This window comes from Microbacterium sp. LMX7-1.2 (assembly GCF_040675935.1).
Classification (GTDB): domain Bacteria; phylum Actinomycetota; class Actinomycetes; order Actinomycetales; family Microbacteriaceae; genus Microbacterium.
On sequence record NZ_JBEGIL010000001.1, the window covers coordinates 282,665 to 298,979 of the forward strand.

Annotated in this window: 18 protein-coding genes; 7 read left to right on the forward strand and 11 right to left on the reverse strand. The window is 70.1% G+C overall.

Going from position 1 to position 16,315, the window contains the following annotated elements; all coding sequences use genetic code 11:
- The first annotated feature begins 40 nt into the window (after positions 1 to 40).
- Both MRBLMX7_RS01390 and MRBLMX7_RS01395 read left to right on the forward strand, forming a co-directional pair.
- Entirely contained in the window at positions 41 to 880 is an 840-nt protein-coding gene (locus MRBLMX7_RS01390; RefSeq protein WP_363365866.1) for a Sir2 family NAD-dependent protein deacetylase, read from the forward strand.
- Positions 877 to 1,464: a histidine phosphatase family protein gene (locus MRBLMX7_RS01395; protein ID WP_363365867.1), complete on the forward strand. Its 588-nt coding sequence runs from the start codon at positions 877 to 879 to the stop codon at positions 1,462 to 1,464. Before MRBLMX7_RS01390 ends, MRBLMX7_RS01395 begins: the two co-directional genes overlap by 4 nt.
- Before the next feature lie 8 nt (positions 1,465 to 1,472).
- Here the strand turns inward: MRBLMX7_RS01395 and MRBLMX7_RS01400 are convergent, their stop codons facing one another.
- The 5 genes from MRBLMX7_RS01400 to MRBLMX7_RS01420 are packed head-to-tail and all read right to left on the reverse strand — an operon-like array spanning position 1,473 to position 7,445.
- Complete coding sequence (locus MRBLMX7_RS01400) at positions 1,473 to 2,279, reverse strand: HpcH/HpaI aldolase/citrate lyase family protein (protein WP_363365868.1); 807 nt, start codon at positions 2,277 to 2,279, stop codon at positions 1,473 to 1,475.
- A complete protein-coding gene (locus MRBLMX7_RS01405; protein WP_363365869.1) occupies positions 2,276 to 2,797 on the reverse strand; it encodes a MaoC family dehydratase in 522 nt (173 codons plus the stop codon). The genes MRBLMX7_RS01400 and MRBLMX7_RS01405 overlap by 4 nt, the downstream gene beginning before the upstream one ends.
- A 10-nt stretch (positions 2,798 to 2,807) precedes the next feature.
- Positions 2,808 to 3,959, reverse strand: coding sequence for an acyl-CoA dehydrogenase family protein (locus tag MRBLMX7_RS01410; protein ID WP_363365870.1), 1,152 nt, complete (start codon positions 3,957 to 3,959; stop codon positions 2,808 to 2,810).
- Entirely contained in the window at positions 3,956 to 5,887 is a 1,932-nt protein-coding gene (locus MRBLMX7_RS01415; RefSeq protein ID WP_363365871.1) for an acetyl/propionyl/methylcrotonyl-CoA carboxylase subunit alpha, read from the reverse strand. Before MRBLMX7_RS01415 ends, MRBLMX7_RS01410 begins: the two co-directional genes overlap by 4 nt.
- A 4-nt stretch (positions 5,888 to 5,891) precedes the next feature.
- Complete coding sequence (locus MRBLMX7_RS01420) at positions 5,892 to 7,445, reverse strand: carboxyl transferase domain-containing protein (protein WP_363365872.1); 1,554 nt, start codon at positions 7,443 to 7,445, stop codon at positions 5,892 to 5,894.
- Positions 7,446 to 7,557: 112 nt separating this feature from the next.
- On the opposite strand from MRBLMX7_RS01420, the gene MRBLMX7_RS01425 reads away from it, so the two are divergent.
- The gene (locus MRBLMX7_RS01425; RefSeq protein ID WP_050721010.1) at positions 7,558 to 8,151 is read left to right on the forward strand and encodes a TetR/AcrR family transcriptional regulator; all 594 of its coding nucleotides are present in this window, start codon (positions 7,558 to 7,560) and stop codon (positions 8,149 to 8,151) included.
- On the opposite strand, the gene MRBLMX7_RS01430 is transcribed toward MRBLMX7_RS01425, so the two are convergent.
- Genes MRBLMX7_RS01430 through pdhA form a run of 3 tightly spaced genes read right to left on the reverse strand, consistent with a single transcriptional unit; the run spans position 8,144 to position 11,639 of the window.
- The gene (locus MRBLMX7_RS01430; protein ID WP_363365873.1) at positions 8,144 to 9,514 is read right to left on the reverse strand and encodes a dihydrolipoamide acetyltransferase family protein; all 1,371 of its coding nucleotides are present in this window, start codon (positions 9,512 to 9,514) and stop codon (positions 8,144 to 8,146) included. The genes MRBLMX7_RS01425 and MRBLMX7_RS01430 overlap by 8 nt on opposite strands.
- Positions 9,511 to 10,521 carry an alpha-ketoacid dehydrogenase subunit beta gene (locus MRBLMX7_RS01435; protein WP_363365874.1) on the reverse strand — a complete coding sequence of 337 codons (1,011 nt, stop codon included), beginning with the start codon at positions 10,519 to 10,521 and terminating at the stop codon, positions 9,511 to 9,513. The genes MRBLMX7_RS01430 and MRBLMX7_RS01435 overlap by 4 nt, the downstream gene beginning before the upstream one ends.
- Before the next feature lie 2 nt (positions 10,522 to 10,523).
- The gene (pdhA, locus tag MRBLMX7_RS01440) at positions 10,524 to 11,639 is read right to left on the reverse strand and encodes a pyruvate dehydrogenase (acetyl-transferring) E1 component subunit alpha (RefSeq protein WP_363365875.1); all 1,116 of its coding nucleotides are present in this window, start codon (positions 11,637 to 11,639) and stop codon (positions 10,524 to 10,526) included.
- Positions 11,640 to 11,809: 170 nt separating this feature from the next.
- Between pdhA and MRBLMX7_RS01445 the strand changes: the two genes are divergently transcribed.
- Entirely contained in the window at positions 11,810 to 12,283 is a 474-nt protein-coding gene (locus MRBLMX7_RS01445) for an Lrp/AsnC family transcriptional regulator (RefSeq protein ID WP_050721013.1), read from the forward strand.
- On the opposite strand, the gene MRBLMX7_RS01450 is transcribed toward MRBLMX7_RS01445, so the two are convergent.
- Positions 12,255 to 13,154, reverse strand: coding sequence for an alpha/beta fold hydrolase (locus MRBLMX7_RS01450; protein WP_363365876.1), 900 nt, complete (start codon positions 13,152 to 13,154; stop codon positions 12,255 to 12,257). The two genes, MRBLMX7_RS01445 and MRBLMX7_RS01450, sit on opposite strands and share 29 nt — an antisense overlap.
- Positions 13,155 to 13,232: 78 nt before the next feature.
- Between MRBLMX7_RS01450 and MRBLMX7_RS01455 the strand changes: the two genes are divergently transcribed.
- The 3 genes from MRBLMX7_RS01455 to MRBLMX7_RS01465 all read left to right on the forward strand — a co-directional run bounded on the left by MRBLMX7_RS01455 (position 13,233) and on the right by MRBLMX7_RS01465 (position 15,331).
- On the forward strand, positions 13,233 to 13,988 hold the full coding sequence (locus MRBLMX7_RS01455; protein ID WP_363365877.1) for an exonuclease domain-containing protein: 756 nt from the start codon (positions 13,233 to 13,235) through the stop codon (positions 13,986 to 13,988).
- A gap of 1 nt (position 13,989) precedes the next feature.
- The gene (locus MRBLMX7_RS01460) at positions 13,990 to 14,898 is read left to right on the forward strand and encodes a helix-turn-helix transcriptional regulator (protein ID WP_363365878.1); all 909 of its coding nucleotides are present in this window, start codon (positions 13,990 to 13,992) and stop codon (positions 14,896 to 14,898) included.
- An 85-nt stretch (positions 14,899 to 14,983) separates the two neighbouring features.
- Positions 14,984 to 15,331, forward strand: coding sequence for a hypothetical protein (locus MRBLMX7_RS01465; RefSeq protein WP_363365879.1), 348 nt, complete (start codon positions 14,984 to 14,986; stop codon positions 15,329 to 15,331).
- Positions 15,332 to 15,363: 32 nt separating this feature from the next.
- Here the strand turns inward: MRBLMX7_RS01465 and MRBLMX7_RS01470 are convergent, their stop codons facing one another.
- On the reverse strand, positions 15,364 to 15,582 hold the full coding sequence (locus MRBLMX7_RS01470; protein ID WP_050721018.1) for a DUF6458 family protein: 219 nt from the start codon (positions 15,580 to 15,582) through the stop codon (positions 15,364 to 15,366).
- Positions 15,583 to 15,685: 103 nt separating this feature from the next.
- Positions 15,686 to 16,195, reverse strand: a complete 510-nt coding sequence (locus MRBLMX7_RS01475) for a hypothetical protein (RefSeq protein WP_363365880.1) — start codon at positions 16,193 to 16,195, stop codon at positions 15,686 to 15,688.
- Positions 16,196 to 16,315 lie beyond the last annotated feature (120 nt).

Consider the following 16,315-nt stretch of genomic DNA (forward strand, 5'->3'; position numbering starts at 1 on the left):
CGGTGTCGCCGCCACCGCCTAGACTCGAGGAGGAGGTCCTGTGAGCGCATCGAGTCCCGTCGAGCTGTCGGCCATCGTCGCTCGCACCGCAGAACTCCTCGCCGGCCGCAGGATCGCGCTCCTCACGGGAGCCGGCATCTCCACGGACTCCGGCATCCCGGCCTATCGAGGCGAGGGCTCCCGCACTCGCAGCGATCCCATGACGATCGACCGCTACCTCGGCGACGAGGCCGCGCGCCGTCGCTACTGGGTCGGCGGCCACCTCGGCTGGCGCGCGTTCGCCCGCGCCGAGCCCAACGCCGCGCACCGCGCCCTCGCCACAATGGAGTCCACCGGCCACGTGACGGGCGTCATCACCCAGAACGTCGACGGACTGCACCTGCGAGCCGGAAGCTCGCACGTCATCGAAGTGCACGGCACCATGCGCCGCGTGACCTGCCTGCACTGCGGCCAGGTGTTCGACCGTCGCGACGTCGCGACGCAGATCGAAGACCTCAATCCCTGGATCACCGTCCCCGACAACGTGAAGCTCGCGCCCGACGGCGACGTGCTGCCCGAGAGCACCGAGGGCTTCGTCGTGCCCGTGTGCACCGTGTGCGGCGGGATGCTCAAACCCGACGTGGTCTTCTTCGGCGAGTACGTGCCCCAGGACCGCTTCCGTGCGGCGGAGTCGCTGCTGCGCTCGAGCGACGCGCTCATCGTCGCGGGGTCGTCGCTCGTGGTCAACTCCGGGGTGCGGCTGGTCGAACGCGCGCGACGCCGCAGCATCCCCCTCGTCATCATCAACCGTGAGCCGACACGTGCCGATCCTTGGGCGGACATCACCATCGCCGCCGGCACGGGCGACGTGCTCCCCGCCCTTCAGGAGCTTCTTCCATGACCCTCATCACGCTCGTCCGTCACGGCCAGACCGACTGGAACCTCGCACGTCGCATCCAGGGCTCGACCGACATCCCGTTGAACGAGACCGGCCGGGCGGATGCCAGGACCGCCGCCGGCCTTCTCGCCGACACGACTCACCACGCCATCTACTCCAGTCCCCTCGTGCGTGCCCGTGAGACCGCGGAGATCATCGCGGACGAGCTCGGGCTCGACGCGCCGCACCTCGTGCGGGACGTGCGCGAGCGCGAGTTCGGCGAGGGCGAGGGCATGCTCGTCGCCGACTACCTCGAGCAGTACGGCGACTGGCTCGCCCCCGTGCCCGGCGCCGAGACGCTCGGCGCGGTGGCCGATCGCGCCCTGGCGGCCATCGACGCAATCGCCCGGGACTCCCGTCGTCGATCCGCACCACTGGCCGAGTCCGTCATCGTGGTAGCGCACGGCGGCGTGATCCGCTCGCTGATCGATCATGTCTCCGGGGGCACGCTCCCCCGCGTCGGCGATGCGCTCGCCAACGGATCAGTGCATCGTTTCGAGGCGTCGCCCGGCTCGCTCCGCCTCCTGGAGCACGCGATCCTCGTCTGAGTCCGCGGTCAGTGTGCCCGGTCGAGCACCGAGCGCGCGTGCCGGAGCACGGGTTCGTCTATCATGCGGCCCCGGAAGCGGAAGACACCGCGTTCCGTCGCGGCGGCGGCGAGCACGTCTCGTGCCCAGGACACCGTCTCCTCAGCGGGGGCGTAGGCCGCGCGGATCACGCCGACCTGGCTCGGGTGGATGCACGCCGTGGCGGCGAAACCCGACGCCGACGCATCCTCCGCCTCGCGGCGCAGCCCGTCGGTGTCGTCGATCGCGATGTGCACCGCGTCGATGGCCGCCTTCCCGTGCGCTCCCGCCTCAATGAGCACACGAGAGCGGGAGTAGCGGGCGACGTCGCGGTACACCCCGTCGGCGGTCCGACTCGCGGTCCCACCCAGAGACGCGACGAGATCCTCCGCGCCCCACATTATCGCGACGATCCGCGGATGCGCGGCGATCCGATCCGCGAAGTGGACGCCGCGGGCCGTCTCGCACAGAGCGATCAGGTCGAATCGCTCGTCGAACGCCGATAGTGCGGCGGGATCCTCGGTCTTCGCGACCATCACGGTGCGGAAGTCGGTCTGCGACAGGGTCGACAGGTCGGAGACGAACGCCTCGGTGCCGGGGGCGTTCACGCGCACGATCACGCGATCGGGATCGAGGTCGGCGTCGATGAGGTTGCCGCGGGCGGTGGCCTTCGCGTCGGGGAGCACGGCGTCCTCGAGGTCGAGGATCACGGCGTCGGCCTTCTCGAGTGCGCCGCGGAAACGCTCAGGGCGATCGGCCGGGCAGAACAGCAGCGCGGGTCCCAGAGCGAAGGTCATCGGTCGTCTCCCTCGGGGGCGCAGCGGACGAGGACCGATCGCGTCGCCGTGGCCACGACCGTGCCGTCCTGGTTGCGGCCGGTGTGCGCGATCCGCACGATGCCCTGCCCCGGTCGAGAGGCCGACAGCCGTTTCTCGACCACGGTGCTCTCGGTGTAGAGCGTGTCGCCCGCGAACAGCGGATGCGGGAACGAGACCTCTCCGAATCCGAGCTGCGCGACGAGCGTGCCCTGCGTGAGCTGCGCCACGGAGGCGCCCACCATGGTCGACAGCGTCCACATCGAGTTGATGAGCCGCGCGCCGAACGGCTCCTGCGCGTCCGCGAAGGCCGCGTCCAGGTGCAGGGCCTGCGTGTTCATCGTCAGGGTCGTGAAGAGCACGTTGTCCGTCTCGGTCGCCGTGCGCCCGGGACGATGCAGGTAGCGGGCGTCGAGGGCGAACTCCTCGAACCACAGTCCGCGCTGCACGACGTCCTTCGTCGGCCCTTCGCTGCTGTTCGGCGCTTCTGTGTGTCGCATATCGACCACGCTACCCGGCGAGCCCGAGGGCCCGAGCGATCACGAGAAGCTGCACCTCGGTGGTGCCCTCGCCGATCTCGAGGATCTTCGAGTCGCGGTAGTGCCGGGCGACCGGGAACTCGTTCATGAAGCCGTTGCCGCCGAAGATCTGGGTCGCATCGCGGGCGTTGTCCATCGCCGCCTCGCCCGCGACGAGCTTGGCGATCGCGGCCTGCTCGGCGAACGGCCGGCCGGCGTCGCGCAGGCGGGCCGCATGGTGCCATGCCAGGCGGGCCGTGTGCACGCGTGCACGCATCCGGGCGAGCGTGAACTGGGCGTTCTGGCGGGTGCTGAGCGCGCTGCCGAAGATCGTGCGACTCTTGGCGTAGTCCACGGCGGCCTCGAGGCAACCCTCCGCGGCGCCCGTGGAGAGAGCGGCGATCGCGATGCGTCCTTCGTCGAGGATGCTGAGGAAGTTGCGGAAGCCGCTCCCGCGTTCTCCGAGCAGGTTCGACTCGGGGACGCGGGCGCCGGTGAAGGTCAGCGGATGCGTGTCCGAGGCGTTCCAGCCGACCTTGTCGTAGGCCGCCCCGACCGTGAAGCCGGGTGTGCCGTTGGGCACGATGATCGTCGAGATCTCCTTGCGCCCCTCGGAGGCCCCGGTCACGGCCGTGACCGTCACGAATCGGGTGATCGGTGTGCCGGAGTTGGTGATGAACTGCTTCGAGCCGTCGATCACCCACTCTCCTCCGTCGAGGCGCGCGGTGGTGCGCGTGGCACCCGCGTCGCTGCCTGCTTCGGGCTCCGTGAGACCGAAGCCCGCCAGGGCCTTCCCCGCGAGCAGATCGGGAAGCAGCTCCTGCTTCTGCTGCTCGGTCCCGAAGCGGAAGACCGGCATCGCGCCGAGACTCACTCCGGCCTCGAGCGTGATGGCGATCGACTGATCGACACGGCCGAGCGCCTCGATCGCGATGCCGAGCGCCATGTAGTCGCCGCCCTGTCCGCCGTACTCCTCGGGGAACGGCAGCCCGAACAGCCCGAGGTCGCCCATCGCCGCCACCACGTCCATCGAGAGCGTGTGCGTGCGATCCGCCTCGTAGGACTGCGGCGCGACGACGGTCTCCGCGAACTCCCGCACCATCCCTGCGAGTTCGCGTTCCTCGTCCGTCAGCTGCTCGTTCATGCGCTCTCCTCCGTCGTGACTCGCGCGACCGCCTGGTCACGTCGTACCTGGTCTCCTACCGCGACGAGCAGATGCACCGTCCCGTCCCGCGGAGCGACCACCTGGTGCTCCATCTTCATCGCCTCGATCGACACGAGCGGATCGCCGGCCCTGACCGCCGCTCCGTCCATCACATGCACGGCGACGACGCTGCCCGGCATGGGCGCGAGCCCCTCCGGGCCGCCGGCCGCGGCCTCCTGCTCGCGCGCAGCGAGCCGATGGCGAAGGCGTGCGCGGCGGTCCAGCGGGCGCAGACGCGCCGTGCGCCCGTCGGTGCTCACCCACACAGCCCCGTCCGCATCGACGGCCGTGACGATCCCGGCCCCCACCGGCCCCGCCGATCCCGCCTCGACGACGTCGCCGCTGTCGCTGAGGAACGCGAGAGACGGTGCAGTCGGATCGGTGAGCGAGAGCCACACCGATCCTGCCCGCTCGATCGCTCGACGCGAGTGGGCATGCGCCGAATCGCTCTCCCGAACCCGGGCGGCCGCGGCAGCGAGCATCTCCGGAGACGGCGCCTGCTCCGCGACCGGGAGCAGGGTCTCGATGATGCCGGTGTCGAGGTCGCCGGAGGCGACGCGCGGGTCTCGGCACAGTTCTCGGAGGAAAGCGATGTTGGTCTCGACGCCCAGCACGACTGTGCGACCGAGTGCATCGTCGAGGAGTCGGAGGGCGGTCGCACGATCCTCCGCGACCGTGATGACCTTCGCGATCATCGGGTCGTAGAACCCGGTCACCTCCGATCCCGTCTCGACCGCGGCATCCACCCGCACGCCCTCAGGGGCATCGAACAGGAGGACACGACCGGTCGACGGCAGGAAGCCGCGCTCGGGGGATTCGGCGTAGATGCGCGCCTCGATCGCGTGACCGCGCAGCGCGGGTCCCTTGTCGAGTGCGCCACCCGCAGCGACATGCAGCTGCAGCGCCACGAGGTCGAGTCCGGTGACCTCTTCCGTGACGGGATGCTCGACCTGCAGCCGGGTGTTCATCTCGATGAAGAAGACCTCGTCGGGACTGTCGGCGTCGATCAGGAACTCGACGGTCCCCGCCCCGACGTAGTCCACGCTCTCCGCCGCCTGGATCGCGGCGCGCAGCAGACGCTCGCGCGTCTCGTCCGAGATGCCGGCGGACGGCGCCTCCTCGATCACCTTCTGGTGACGCCGCTGCAGAGTGCACTCGCGCTCCCCCAGCGTGATCACCGTTCCGTGGACGTCGCCGAAGACCTGCACCTCGATGTGGCGCGGCCGGCGGATCAGTCGCTCGAGGATCAACGCGTCGTCGCCGAATCCCGCCTTCGCCACCCGTCGCGCGGAGGCGAGGGCGGCGCTGAGCCCGGTGGCGTCCGAGACGACCTCCATGCCCTTTCCTCCACCGCCTGCGCTCGGCTTCACCAGCAGCGGGTATCCGACGGCGTCGGCCTCTTCCGCGATCTCGTCGTCGGACAGCCCGCGGGCGTCGAATCCGGGAACGACCGGAACGCCTGAGCGCACGACGTGATCGCGGGCACGCGCCTTGTCACCCATGATCTGCAGCGCATCGATCCCGGGTCCGATGAAGACGATCCCGCTCTCGGCACACGCCTCGGCGAGGCCGACGCTCTCGGACAGGAACCCGTAGCCCGGGTGGATGGCTTGCGCCCCCGTGCGACGCGCAGCGGCCACGACTGCATCGATGTCGAGATACGACCCCGCCGCAGGGGCGGGCCCGATGCGCACGGCCTCGTCGGCCTCTCGGACGTGGGGAGCATCGGCGTCGGCATCGCTGTAGACGGCGACGCTGCGGATACCGAGCGCACGCAGCGTGCGGATCACGCGACGTGCGATCTCGCCGCGGTTCGCGACGAGCACGGTCGTGAAGGAGGGGGCGGCGTAGACGGGAGTAGTGGTCACGTGGTCACATCCGGAAGAGGCCGAAGCGGGGTTCGGGCAGTGGGGAGCGGGAGATGACGTCGAGCGCGAGTCCGAGGCGGTCGCGGGTCTGCTCGGGGTCGATGATCCCGTCGTCCCAGAGCCGCGCCGTGGCGTAGTACGGCTCCCCCTGGGTCTCGTACTGCGAGCGGATCGGCTGCTCGAACGCGACGCGCTCCTCGGCATCCCAGGATTCGCCGCGGGACGCGAGCTGGTCCTCCTTGACGGTCGCGAGGACGGATGCCGCCTGCGGGCCGCCCATCACCGAAATGCGGCTCGCGGGCCAGGTCCACAGGAAACGAGGCGAGTAGGCGCGGCCGCACATCGAGTAGTTCCCGGCTCCGAACGAGCCGCCGATGATGACCGTGAGCTTCGGCACGCGGGTGCTCGCGACAGCCGTGACCATCTTCGCCCCGTCCTTCGCGATGCCGCCGGCCTCGGCATCCGATCCGACCATGAATCCGGTGATGTTCTGCAGGAACAGGAGGGGGATGCCGCGCTGATCGCACAGTTCGATGAAATGGGCGCCCTTGAGCGCGGACTCGCCGAAGAGGACGCCGTTGTTGGCCACGATCCCCACCGGGTGACCGTGCAACCGCGCGAACCCCGTGACGAGCGTGGTGCCGTACTCGGCCTTGAACTCGTGGAAGGTGTCGGCATCGATCAGGCGCTCGATCACCACGTGCACGTCGTAGGCGGCGTTCACATCGACCGGGACGACGTCGTACAGGGACCCGTCCTCGGCGGGGGCGACCGAATCGACGACGTCCCAGGCGGGAGCAAGCGGCGCCGGGAGGGTCGCGACGATGTCACGCACGATCTCGAGGGCATGCTCGTCGTCCTCGGCGAGATGGTCGACGACTCCGCTGCGTCGTGCGTGGAGCTCTCCCCCGCCGAGTTCCTCGGCCGTCACGACCTCGCCGATGGCCGCCTTCACCAGCGGCGGACCACCGAGGAAGATCGTGCCCTGTCCGCGGACGATCACGGTCTCGTCGCTCATCGCCGGCACGTAGGCGCCGCCGGCCGTGCAGGAGCCGAGGACCGCGGCGATCTGCGGGATCCGCTCCGCCGACATGCGCGCCTGGTTGAAGAAGATGCGTCCGAAGTGGTCGCGGTCCGGGAAGACCTCGTCCTGCTGGGGAAGGAACGCCCCTCCGGAGTCGACGAGGTACAGGCACGGGAGCCGGTTCTCGAGCGCGATCTCCTGCGCCCGGAGGTGCTTCTTGACGGTGAGCGGGAGGTACGTGCCGCCCTTGACGGTCGCGTCGTTGCAGACGACCATGACGTGGCGGCCGTGCACGAGTCCGATGCCGGCGATGACTCCGGCCGCCGGCGCCTCTCCCCCGTACAGCCCTTCGGCGGCGAGCGGGGCGATCTCGACGAAGGGGCTCCCCTCGTCGAGGAGCCGTGCCACGCGTTCCCGCGGGAGCAGCTTGCCTCGGGCGACGTGTCGCGCGCGCGAGGCCTCCGGTCCACCGCGTGACACGGTGGCGAGGCGGTCTCGCAGCTGCGCGGCGAGGGACTCCTGGGTATCGGGCATCGTGAAGTCCTCCTCGACCCACGTCGCGCCTCGGTAACGATCTGGCGCACTCGACGATATTCCGGTTAGTGTGCACTAACCCGTTTCATCAGGTTAGCGAGGATTAACTGAGATGACAAGCCCCGTCACCGCCCGCGACCGCGCGAAGGCCGAGCGCTCCGACGCGATCCTGCGCGCCGCCGCCCACCTGTTCGCCGAACGCGGATACAACGGTGTGAGCCTCGAGGACATCGGCACCGCCGTCGGCGTATCCGGCCCCGCGGTCTACCGCCACTTCGCGGGCAAGCAGGCCCTGCTCGGAGCCGTGCTGGTCCAGGTGAGCGAAGACCTCGTCACCGGCGGCACCGACGTCGCCGACGCGGCCGTCGTCGACGACGCGCGCATGCGGGCTCTGATCGCCTTCCACGTCCAGTTCGCCCTCGGGCACGCCGATGTCATCCGGGTGCACGACCAGGAGGTCGCCCACCTCGCGGAGGACGACCGCGCCGCGGTCCGACGCCTGCAGCGCGCGTACATCGAACTCTGGATCCGCACCCTGGAGCCGCTGGTCGACGCAGCCCCCGAGGAGCTGCGCCTGCGGGTGCAGGCCTGCTTCGGTCTCATCAACTCCACGCCGCACAGCACGCGCGCCGCGGTCCGTCAGGACCCCGCCACCGCGATCGTGCTGATCGCGATGGCGGAGGCCGCGCTGCGCGCCGCTATCTGAGGAGCATCGCCCGCCCGGGCTCCTCCAGCACGTCGGCGACGTCCTTGAGGAAGCGCGCCCCTTCGGCGCCGTCCACCAGACGGTGATCGAAGGACAGGCTCAGCGTCATCACCTGGCGCAGCGCGATCTCGCCGCGATACTCCCACGGCTGACGTCGCACGGCGCCCACCGCGAGGATGCCGGACTGCCCGGGCGGGAGGATCGGGGTCCCCGCGTCCACGCCGAATACGCCGATGTTGGAGATCGAGAAGGTGCCGCCCGCCAGTTCGGCCGGTGACGTCCGCCCTGCTCTCGCCGTGGTCGCGAGTCGCGTGATCGCATCCGCGAGCTCCGGAAGGGCCAGCGCCTCCGCGTCGCGGATGTTCGGGACGATGAGGCCGCGGTCCGTGGCCGCCGCGATGCCCAGGTCGACGTATCGGAACTGGACGATCTCTCCAGCCGACTCGTCCCAGCGGGAGTTGAGCCCGGGAGTGCGTCCCAGCGCGAGGCACACGGCCTTGGCGATCACGGCGAGGGGCCCGATCCGGTGATCGGAGAGGGTCCTGTCCCCACGGAAGGATGCGAGCAGGTCCATGGTCGCCGTGACGTCGACCGTGTGGAAGACCGTCACGTGCGGAGCGGTGAAGGCGCTCTCCACCATCGCGGCCGCCGTGTGCTTGCGGACCCCGCGGATCGGGATGCGGACCTCGCGTTCCGCTTCGGGCGCTCCCCCGACCGGGGACGGCGTGTACGCAGCTGCTGCAGAAGGCTGCGGATGCTCGGTGGTCGCGCCCGCGATACCGGTGCGCTGCGCGTACACGTCGATGTCGTCACGCGTGATGAGTCGGTCGCCCACGGTCGCGGCGACCAGGACGAGGTCGACGCCGAGACGCTTCGCGTAGGCGCGCACGGGCGGGGTCGACCGCGGACGTTCGACCACCGTCTCGACGTGGGCGGTGGGCTCGGCATCGTGCGGAGCGGCCTCGAGCACGGCGGTGTCGGCGACCGGCACGGCACCCGCGCGGCGGGCACGACGCGCAGGACGACCGGATGCTGCCGGAGCCGCGCCGTACCCCACGAGGTTCGGCTGCACCCTCTCCGTCTCGGCACCGCCACCTCCCGCATCCGCTCCGGGGCCGTCGTCGCCGGCGACGTCGAAGGCGATCAGCGGCGCGCCGACCGCGACCGTCTCACCCGCCTCTGCGTGCAACGTCGAGACGGTCCCTTCGTAGGGCGAGGGCAGCTCGACGACCGCCTTGGCGGTCTCCACCTCCGCGAGCGTCTGATTGAGCGCGACCGGGTCGCCGGGCGCGACGAGCCACTGGACGACCTCCGCCTCGGTGAGCCCTTCGCCGAGGTCGGGCAGTCGGAACTCGGTGATCATGCGTCTGCTCCCGTCAGGCTGTTCGGGCGATCGAGGACGCGATCCACCGCGTCGAGGATCCTGTCGAGATCCGGCAGGTGGTACTTCTCGAGCTTCGCGGGAGGATACGGAACGTCGTGACCGGTGACACGCAGCGGCGCGGACTCGAGGTACTCGAAGCAGCGCTCCGTGACGCTCGCGATCACCTCCGCCGCGACCCCCGCCTCGCGCGAGGCCTCGTGCGCCACGACGACGCGACCGGTCTTGCGTACGGACGCAGCGACCGAGTCGTAGTCCACGGGCGACAGTGAGCGCAGGTCGATGACCTCCAGAGAGATCCCCTCGTCTTCCGCCGCCTCCGCCGCCTGCAGCGCCGTCGCGAGCATCGCCCCGTACGTGATGAGGGTGGCGTCCGACCCCGCGCGCACGACCCGCGCGAGTCCCATGGGGGCGGCATCGGCCAGGGGGGCATCCAGGTCGACCTCCCCCTTGTGGTGGTAGAGCCGCTTCGGCTCGAAGAAGATCACGGGGTCGTCGCTCGCGATCGCCTGACGCAGGCTGCGATAGGCGTCCTCGGGATTCGACACGGCGATGACCCGGAGGCCGGCGGTGTGCACGAAGTAGGCCTCGGGGGACTCGGAGTGGTGCTCGGCCGCGCCGATGCCCCCGGCCCACGGGATCCGGATCGTGATGGGCATCTTCACACGCCCCTGCGTGCGATAGTGCAGCTTCGCGACCTGCGCCACGATCTGGTCGAACGCCGGGTAGACGAAGCCGTCGAACTGGATCTCGACGACCGGGCGGTAGCCGCGGAACGCCAGACCCACCGCCATCCCGACGATCCCGGACTCGGCGAGAGGCGTATCGATCACCCGCTGTGCCCCGAATTCGTCGAGGAGGCCGTCGGTGATGCGGAACACGCCGCCGAGCCTGCCGATGTCCTCGCCGAGCAGAACGACCTTGTCGTCGTCGCGCATCGCCTGGCGCAGACCGGCGCTGAGCGCCTTCCCGAGCGTCATCTCCACCATGCTCAGGCCTCGCTCTCGAACGACGCCAGATACGCGGCATACTCGTCCCGCTGGCGCTCGAGCCCCGAGTGCGGCTCTGCGTAGACCCCGTCGAACACCGCGAGCGGCGGCCTGGTCACCATGCCGAGGCACTCCGCGCGCATCCGGCGCGCGATGTCGTCGGCCGCAGCCTGCGTCTCGGCGAGGTGCTCCTCGGAGAGTTCGCCGAGGGAGCGCAGATGCGCCTCCAGCCGGGCGATGGGATCGCGGCGACGCCAGGACTCGAGCTCCTCCGCGTCGCGATAGCGGGTCGGGTCGTCGGCGGTCGTATGCGGACCCATGCGGTAGGTCACGGCCTCGATGTACGCGGGGCCCTTGCCGGAGCGCGCGTGGTCGAGCGCCCAGCGCATCGCCGCCATGCAGGCGAGGACGTCGTTGCCGTCGACGCGGACGCTGGGGATGCCGAAACCGGGCGCGCGGCCGGCGATCGGGTACTGCGACTGCAGGGCCACCGGCTCGGAGATCGCCCAGTGGTTGTTCTGGCACACGAATACGACAGGAGCCTGGTACGACGCGGCGAAGATCATGGCCTCGTTCACGTCGCCCTGACTCGTGGCCCCGTCGCCGAAGTACGTGACGGCGACCTCGTCCGCGCCGTCGTGGCGGATGCCGAGGGCGTAGCCGACCGCGTGCAGGGTCTGTGCGCCGATGATGATCTGCAGCGGGGCGACACGGAGAGCATTCGGGTCGTGTCCCGCGCCCTCCTCTCCACGCCACATGCGGACGTAGTCGCCGGGCTCGGCGCCGCGCGCGTAGATGACACCGGTCTCCCGATAGCTGGGGAAGACGTAGTCCTGCGGGGCGAGTGCACGGGCCGTGCCGATCTGCGTCGCCTCCTGCCCCTGGCAGGGAGCCCAGAGTCCGAGCTGCCCCTGGCGCTGGAGGGCGACGCCCTCCGCGTCGATCCGCCGGAGGACCACCATGTCACGGTGCAGGGCACGCAGCTGCGCGGCGTCGACCTCGGCGACGTAGGGGTCGAGCTGCGGGTTCGCCACCCGCTGTCCGTCCGGGGTCAGGATGCGCTCGGAGAGCTCGAGATCCTGGGCGGTGTCGGCGATCGGCGTGATCTGCGGTGACATCATCGTCCTCCTCGTTCGTGGCCGTCCTCGTGGGACGCGGCACGTGGCGGCCGGCATCGTCACCGGCTGCTCCGAGCGTACGTCCGCTCAACACCTCGCTCAAGCAATGAAGAGCCGCTTGAGCATGTTGCTCAATTTGACGGGATCCGCCCCTGCTACCCTTTGGCACTATGGCTGGACTCGACCGCATCGATCTGGAACTTCTCGCCGCTCTCGCCGATGATCCGCGGATCACGATCGTCGCGCTCGCCGAGAGCCTCGGCCTCTCCCGCAACACCATCCAGGCGCGCATGGCCCGCCTCGAGCAGACCGGCGTCTTCCTCTCGTACGAGCGGTCCTTCGCCCCCGACGTGCTCGGCTTCCCGCTCCAGGCCTTCGTCAGCATCGGCGTCAGGCAGACCGAGCTCCCGCGCATCATCAACGAGCTGGCCCGCATACCCGAGGTGGTGCAGGCGCACGGTCTCAGCGGATCGATCGACCTCCTGGCCAGGGTCGCCTGCAGGGACGCCCGTCACCTGTTCGACACCGACGCGCGCATCCTCTCGATCGAGGGCGTCGAGCGCACCGAGACCTCGCTCGCGATGGGCGAGGTGATCCCGTTCCGGGTGGCGGGGCTCATCGGCCTCGCGCGACGGGAATCCTGAGGTAGCGGCGGACCGCGCCTGCGGCCTCGGCCGGCGTCTCGTAGTGGATCAGGTGCCCGACGTGGGCGATCTCGACGAGTTCGGCATCGGCGAACCGCGTCGCGAGCTCCCGCTCGACCTCGATCGGGGTGATGTCGTCGCGTTGCGCGGCGATCAGCAGGGTCGGCACGTCGATCGACTCGGCGTACTCGCTGACGTCGTGCGACACGCTCGCGACGAAGGCATCGCGCAGCACGTCGCGGTCCGCGAACAGCGAGAAGTACGTGTCGTGCTGATCGTGGATGAAGCGGCGCAGCACGGGATCCGAGGTCTTGGCCATCGCGATGCTCATGACCCGGACGATGACGCGGTTGCGCAGCAGTGCGGTCCCGAGGCGTTCGGGCAGCCGCGCGCCGAGCGCGTAGTAGAGCACGGCGAGACGGGTCATGATGCCCTTCGGCCCCTCCAGCGCCGGCGCTCCGATCGGGTTCACCAGGATCAGCCTCGGTGTCTCGAGGCCGGCGGCGACGGCCGCAGCCGTGACGATCGAGCCGAAGGAATGCCCGAGGATCACGGCGCCGGGCGCGAGGGAGGTCGCGAACTCCCGCAGCCAGGCGACGTACTCGTCGAGGTCGTACCGGGTTCCGGATGCGGGCGTCGACTCACCGAATCCGGGCAGGTCCGGGGCGATCACGCGGGCCTCGGGCAGGTACGCGAGAACAGACTCGAGGCCGTGATGGTCGCCACGGAACCCGTGCACAGCGAGGATGGTCGTCTCGGCGTCGTCCGGTCCGTACACCCAGTACGCCGTGCGCGCACCCCGCACCTCGACCTCATGGCGCTGCACCGTCAGGCGGCTCAGTCGATCGGCATACGGCGAGGGCACGGGCATGGCCCAAGTCTAAGCGCGGCGACCTATCGCTTCGTGTCCCTACCCGGCTATGTCCGCGCTCCGTTCTACGGTGAATCCATGCCCTCGCTCCCCCCGCTCCCGTCCTGGATCACCCGCGTCGCGGTGTTCGATCTCGAGACGACGGGAGTCGATGTCGAGACCGACCGCGTGGTCACCGCCCACGTGGGCCTGCTGGACGCCGGCGGTACCGAGATCGCCGCGCGGAACTGGCTGGCCGATCCGGGAATCCCGATTCCCGAGGGCGCCACGGCCGTCCACGGCGTGACCACGTCGCATGCGCGTGCCCTCGGACGGCCGGCTGCGGAGGTCGTCGAGCAGGTCACTTCCGCACTGCGCTCCCTGCTGTCGCAGGGCGTCCCGGTCGTCGCCTACAACGCGGCCTACGACTTCTCTCTGCTGGCCCACGAGGCGCGTCGTCACGGGATCGTCCCTCTGGAGAGCCCCTCCCCGGTCGTAGACCCGCTCGTGATCGACAAGGCGTACGACCGCTACCGTCCGGGCAAGAGGACGCTGCAGGTGGTCGCCGATCACTACGCCGTCCCGCTCGACGACGCGCACGAGGCCGCGGCCGATGCTGTCGCCGCAGGGCGTGTGGCTCAGGCGCTCGCCCGCCGATTCGTCCTGCCGGAGACGCTCACCGAGCTGCACGACCGCCAGATCGGGTGGGCGCGCTCGCAGGCCGCGAGTCTGACGGAGTACTTCATCCGCGTGGGTCGACTGGACCCCGACGACGCGATCGACGGCACGTGGCCGGTGCGTGGGCACCGTGCCGTCGATTCCGAGGACGGTTCGAGTGCACTTCTCCACCCGTGACGTGACCCGTGTCGAGGAGACGTGGCGCCAGTACGTCCCCTCGGCGACGCTGCACGATGTCGATCCGCAGCGCTTCCGTTTCGAGTGGCACTCGGCCGACCTGGACGGTGTCAGCCTCGTGCGTTACGACCTCGCCGCTCAGGTGCACTCCACCGCCGAGCCGCAGGCGCAGTTCCTCGCGTGCCGCGTGGCCGGATCAGACGTCCGACTGCACTCCGATCGCCACGACCTCGATCCGACGCGACCCTGGATCACTGACGGACCGCGCGTTCATGCGCATTGGGACGCGGGTGCGCACGTGACCGCACTGGTCTTCGACCGCGCGCGTCTCGAACGGCTCGGTCGGCGGATCACGGGCGACGACACGCTCACCCTGCACGTGACTGCGCTCTCCTCGATCTCGGCACAGGCCGGAGCGACCTGGGACCGCACCGTCGCGTACCTGGAGCAGAGCGTCGCTGGCCTCGACGCCGACGACAAGGTGCTTCGCGCGGAGCTCGCGCGCCACGCGGCCGCCGTCACGCTGTCCGCCTTCGCGACCACCGCGCGCGATCCGCGCGCCCGCTCGCCGCAGGCCGGTCCTGCACCGGCGCTCGTCCGTCGGGCGCTGGACTTCATCGCCGAGAACGCGCATCGCGGCATCACGGTCGACGAGGTCGCCGAATCCGTGCACATCTCGACACGAGGCCTGCAGTACGCGTTCCGACGCGCGCTGGACCGCACCCCCGCCGAATGCCTTCGGCAGGCGCGGCTGGACGGCGCCCACCGCGAACTGCGCGCCGGGTCCCCCAAGACGGTCGCCGAGATCGCGCGACGGTGGGGTTTCAGCCATCCCTCGCGCTTCGCCGCCGCCTACCGGGACGCCTTCGGCGTGTCTCCGTCCGTGACCGCCGCCGCGCACCGCAGATGACACCGCACGCAGAGACTGTGCGCGCGCCCGCGAGTCGCGGGGCCCGCGAGCGCTCTCTCTCGGTTCACTCCGTAGATTCCGGGTTATGGGATCCCTCTTCTACGGCGACTCCGAGCCGATCCAGATCGAAGATCGAGCGCTCGCGCATCTGAAGGTCGTCGTCGCGACCAAGCTCCGCCGCAACGAGAGCTTCACCCTGTCCTGGCGTCACCCGGACGGACAGCCCCAGGGGCGATCGACGATCTGGTTGCACCCGTCGATCCCTTTGCGGTTCGTGTTCCAGGAGCCGGAGACACCCGAACTCAGTCGTCGATGGATCGAGGACCTCGCACACACCGCGAACTCGAGCGGTGGCATCACCCTCGTCGACGAGCACCTCGAGACGCCGGAGCTGCCGGAGGCCGCGGACGTCCGGGAGACCGGATCGGACTGACGGCGAGGGAGCCGCCGATCCGATCCGGCGCCTCAGAGCACGTCGTCTTCGACGACGCGATCCCGGACGACGCGATCCCGACGGCCGCGTCGAGACACCAGCAGGATCAGACCGATCACGAAGGCCAGCGCTCCCGCAGCCATCAGGATGTAGCCGACCATGTCGAGGTCGATCCAGTCCAGTTGGACGTTGAGCGCGAAGACCAGTACCGCGCCGATCACGAACAGCAGAACTCCGGTGCCGATGGTCATGGTGATGCCTCCTCGGGTGGATTGACGGCCCGACACTGCCATCGCGGTCCGAACGTCTGGAAGGGGCTTGACAACGCGGCGCGCTCCGCCGGAGTCATGCGCATCACGGCATGAGGAGCGCCGCGCCCATCGCCATCGTCGCTCCGGCGGTCAGCAGCCGGGACGCCCGTATGCGTGTGTCCCGCGTCCTCGCGGCAGCCACGACGGATGCCGTCAGCTGTGCCGCGAGCCCGACCAGGACGAACGGGACGAGTGGCGTCGCGTGATGATGCGTCCCCGGATCCTCGACCACGTGATGCGGCATCGCGACCAGGTGCACCACGCCCATCAGCACGAGCGCCAACGCCGTCCGCACCGTGGCATCGTCGAACCGCGCGCCGGCGGTCGCCCCGATCCGACGGCGCCGATGCGACATCGCGATCCCGAGTGCGGTGACGATGCTCACGCCGCACCACGCGACCGGATCGAGCACGAGGGATCCTGCCGCCATGTCAAGCATGCCCAGGACCATCACGAGATCGCCGCACAGGGGTGCGAGATGCGACCGTCCGGCCGCGGCGGCGACGCCGAGATGCGCGACCATGAGAATCGCCGCGATGAGATGCAGCCACATGCCCGCCATTCGTCCATCCCGTCCGACCGTCCACGACGGCGGCCCCGCCTCCACACTGCCGTGAGGCCGCCCTGCGCGACCGACACCTGCCGCCACGGACAAGCACCGTGCTCCCCCCGA

Bases quoted from the DNA above. Each gene is read 5' to 3' on its own strand.
- MRBLMX7_RS01395 (WP_363365867.1), top strand. From the start codon at position 877: ATGACCCTCATCACGCTCGTCCGTCACGGCCAGACCGACTGGAACCTC.
- MRBLMX7_RS01400 (WP_363365868.1), bottom strand. From the start codon at position 2,279: ATGACCTTCGCTCTGGGACCCGCGCTGCTGTTCTGCCCGGCCGATCGC.
- MRBLMX7_RS01405 (WP_363365869.1), bottom strand. From the start codon at position 2,797: ATGCGACACACAGAAGCGCCGAACAGCAGCGAAGGGCCGACGAAGGAC.
- MRBLMX7_RS01410 (WP_363365870.1), bottom strand. From the start codon at position 3,959: ATGAACGAGCAGCTGACGGACGAGGAACGCGAACTCGCAGGGATGGTG.
- MRBLMX7_RS01420 (WP_363365872.1), bottom strand. From the start codon at position 7,445: ATGCCCGATACCCAGGAGTCCCTCGCCGCGCAGCTGCGAGACCGCCTC.
- MRBLMX7_RS01425 (WP_050721010.1), top strand. From the start codon at position 7,558: ATGACAAGCCCCGTCACCGCCCGCGACCGCGCGAAGGCCGAGCGCTCC.
- MRBLMX7_RS01430 (WP_363365873.1), bottom strand. From the start codon at position 9,514: ATGATCACCGAGTTCCGACTGCCCGACCTCGGCGAAGGGCTCACCGAG.
- MRBLMX7_RS01435 (WP_363365874.1), bottom strand. From the start codon at position 10,521: ATGGTGGAGATGACGCTCGGGAAGGCGCTCAGCGCCGGTCTGCGCCAG.
- pdhA (WP_363365875.1), bottom strand. From the start codon at position 11,639: ATGTCACCGCAGATCACGCCGATCGCCGACACCGCCCAGGATCTCGAG.
- MRBLMX7_RS01445 (WP_050721013.1), top strand. From the start codon at position 11,810: ATGGCTGGACTCGACCGCATCGATCTGGAACTTCTCGCCGCTCTCGCC.
- MRBLMX7_RS01450 (WP_363365876.1), bottom strand. From the start codon at position 13,154: ATGCCCGTGCCCTCGCCGTATGCCGATCGACTGAGCCGCCTGACGGTG.
- MRBLMX7_RS01455 (WP_363365877.1), top strand. From the start codon at position 13,233: ATGCCCTCGCTCCCCCCGCTCCCGTCCTGGATCACCCGCGTCGCGGTG.
- MRBLMX7_RS01465 (WP_363365879.1), top strand. From the start codon at position 14,984: ATGGGATCCCTCTTCTACGGCGACTCCGAGCCGATCCAGATCGAAGAT.
- MRBLMX7_RS01470 (WP_050721018.1), bottom strand. From the start codon at position 15,582: ATGACCATCGGCACCGGAGTTCTGCTGTTCGTGATCGGCGCGGTACTG.
- MRBLMX7_RS01475 (WP_363365880.1), bottom strand. From the start codon at position 16,195: ATGTGGCTGCATCTCATCGCGGCGATTCTCATGGTCGCGCATCTCGGC.